Annotated in this window: 4 protein-coding genes; 2 read left to right on the top strand and 2 right to left on the bottom strand. The window is 69.6% G+C overall.

What is annotated here, in order from left to right:
* Positions 1–159: 159 nt before the first annotated feature.
* On the top strand, positions 160–642 hold the full coding sequence (locus QK444_RS35735) for a thioredoxin family protein (RefSeq protein ID WP_306356255.1): 483 nt from the start codon (positions 160–162) through the stop codon (positions 640–642).
* A 19-nt stretch (positions 643–661) separates the two neighbouring features.
* On the opposite strand, the gene QK444_RS35730 is transcribed toward QK444_RS35735, so the two are convergent.
* Positions 662–988 carry an oxidoreductase gene (locus QK444_RS35730; RefSeq protein WP_282786458.1) on the bottom strand — a complete coding sequence of 109 codons (327 nt, stop codon included), beginning with the start codon at positions 986–988 and terminating at the stop codon, positions 662–664.
* 129 nt (positions 989–1,117) lie between these two features.
* Positions 1,118–1,552 carry a GNAT family N-acetyltransferase gene (locus QK444_RS35725; RefSeq protein WP_282786456.1) on the bottom strand — a complete coding sequence of 145 codons (435 nt, stop codon included), beginning with the start codon at positions 1,550–1,552 and terminating at the stop codon, positions 1,118–1,120.
* Between the two features lie 344 nt (positions 1,553–1,896).
* Here QK444_RS35725 and QK444_RS35720 point away from each other — a divergent pair.
* A partial coding sequence (locus QK444_RS35720; protein ID WP_349239567.1) for a biotin/lipoyl-containing protein occupies positions 1,897–2,171 on the top strand: 275 nt, incomplete at its 3' end.

The raw sequence follows: 2,171 nt of genomic DNA, 5'->3' as shown, positions 1-2,171 counted from the left end.
CTCCCTTCCGCGCCTGCCCGGCGGGGCGGGGCCGCCCCCCCCCCCCCCCGCCCCCCCACGGCAAACCGACTGTCGGACGGCCGATTACGGCCGTGCAATAATCCGGACCGATGCAGTCGACGGGCGGCTCCACGGTCCGGGCCGTTCGGGAGGGATTCAATGGCCACACGCGCGCTGACCCAACAGGACTTCCGCCAGGTGGTGGCGAGCAATCACATAGTGCTGGTGGACTTCTGGGCCGACTGGTGCGGATGGTGCAAGCGCTTCGCCCCCGTCTACGACGCGTCCTCGGTCACCCATCCGCAGATCGTGCACGGCACCGTCAACGGGGAGACCGAACCCGCACTGGCCGCCATGGCCGAACTCACCGGCTACCCGACCATCATGGCCTTCCGCGAAGGGCTGCCGGTCTACAAGCACGCCGGCTACCTGAGCGCCGCGCAGCTGGAAGACGTGGTGCAGCAGGTGCAGTGGATGGATATGGACGAGTTCCGGCGGCAGGCGGCCGAACAACTCCGGCAGCAGCAGGCCGCGCAACAGCAGGCACCCGCCACCGAGACCGCCGCCGCCCCTGCCGTCCCCCGCGCCGGAATCGCGGGCGGGCCGCCCCAGTACGGCTGGCCGGGCCTGCGCACGCGCTGAGCCGAAGCGCGACGACCGTTCAGTCGTCAGCGAGCATGGCCCGCCGCCGCTCGATCCGGCGGCGGGCGTCGTAATCGCGCATCCGTTGCGGATACCCGACCTTGCGCACGTCGTAGACGGGGATGCCGAGCTCACCCGACAGCCGGTGCGCGCCCCGCTCCCCCACCACCCGGCGGGTCCACTCGCCGTCGTGGGCGACCAGCGCCACCGACACGTCCGTCACCGTCGTCCGCGGTTCCACGAACGCCTCCACACCCCGATGGGTGCTCGTCCACTCCCGCAGGTAGGCCAGGTCCGCCGCCCGCGCACCGCCGACGCCACCGCGCAGCCGATCCAGGAATCCCATCCGGCATCCTCCTCTCCGGAACCCGGAAGACGCGAGCCTGGAAACGCTCCCGTCCACTATCGATACTGCCAGCGAAACGCCAGGTGAGACCGGGTGCACCCGAGTCCTCAGCGAATACACAGCCGGAACTCAGAACTCCAATGCCATCCACTGCTCCGGCCGGGCCAGCGGCGTGAAACCGAGGCGTGCGTACACCTCGTGCGCGTCCTGCGTCACCAGCGCGACGCGCCGCACGCCGGTCGGCCGCAGGTGCTCACGCACGGCCGCCACCAGGGCCGAACCGATCCCCTTCCCGCGCACCGACCGGTCCACGTAGACGTCGCAGAGGAAGGCGAAGGTCGCCGAGTCGGTGACCACCCGCGCGTAGGCCACCTGCGCACCCGAGACCGACTCGTACACGCCGAAGTTGAGCGAACCGGCGATGGCGCGGTCCTGATGTTCGCGGGCCCGGCCCAGCGCCCAGTAGGCGTCGCCGGCCAGCCAGTGGTGCACGCGGGCGCGATCGAGGCGGTGGTGGGCGGTGGAGAGTTCGTAGCCCTCGGGCAGCGGCACGGCGTCGGTCATGTCGGAAACATTCCCAGGTGGTGGGAACAGTGGCGACCCGAATTCTCGGGTCACAATGCTCGCGCGCGGTGAGTTGTGACACGCGCGATCGGCTATCACCGCTGCTCGCCGCGTCGCCGTGGCCGCTCACGGCGGCGGTGGCCGTCCCGAGAGGTGGACGCAACGGCCGCCCTGTGACACGCCGCACGCGCGGTAGTGCAAGGATGGGTATCCGGAACAACAACCTACGGATCTCCGGGGCCACAGAATTGGCTGTGGCTGTACGGGACCCCGCGACCCGCGGTGGAGACCCGCCGAGAGAACGAACTGTTTAACCCGACGAGCAGTCAGAGGAGTCAACGGACATGGCCTTCTCCGTCCAGATGCCGGCTCTTGGTGAGAGCGTCACCGAGGGCACTGTGACCAGGTGGCTGAAGCAGGAAGGAGACACGGTCGAGGTCGACGAGCCGCTGCTCGAGGTCTCCACCGACAAGGTCGACACCGAAATCCCGTCGCCTGCCGCAGGAGTCCTGGTCAAGATTTCCGCCCAGGAGGACGACGTCATCGAGGTCGGCGGCGAACTCGGTGTGATCGGTGATGCCAACGAGGCTCCCGCACCCGATTCCGCGCCCGCCCCCGA

Origin of the sequence: Nocardia sp. CC201C, assembly GCF_030010695.1 — a bacterium.
GTDB classification, from domain to species: Bacteria; Actinomycetota; Actinomycetes; order Mycobacteriales; family Mycobacteriaceae; genus Nocardia; species Nocardia otitidiscaviarum.
This window is presented reverse-complemented; position numbering and strand designations above follow the sequence as displayed.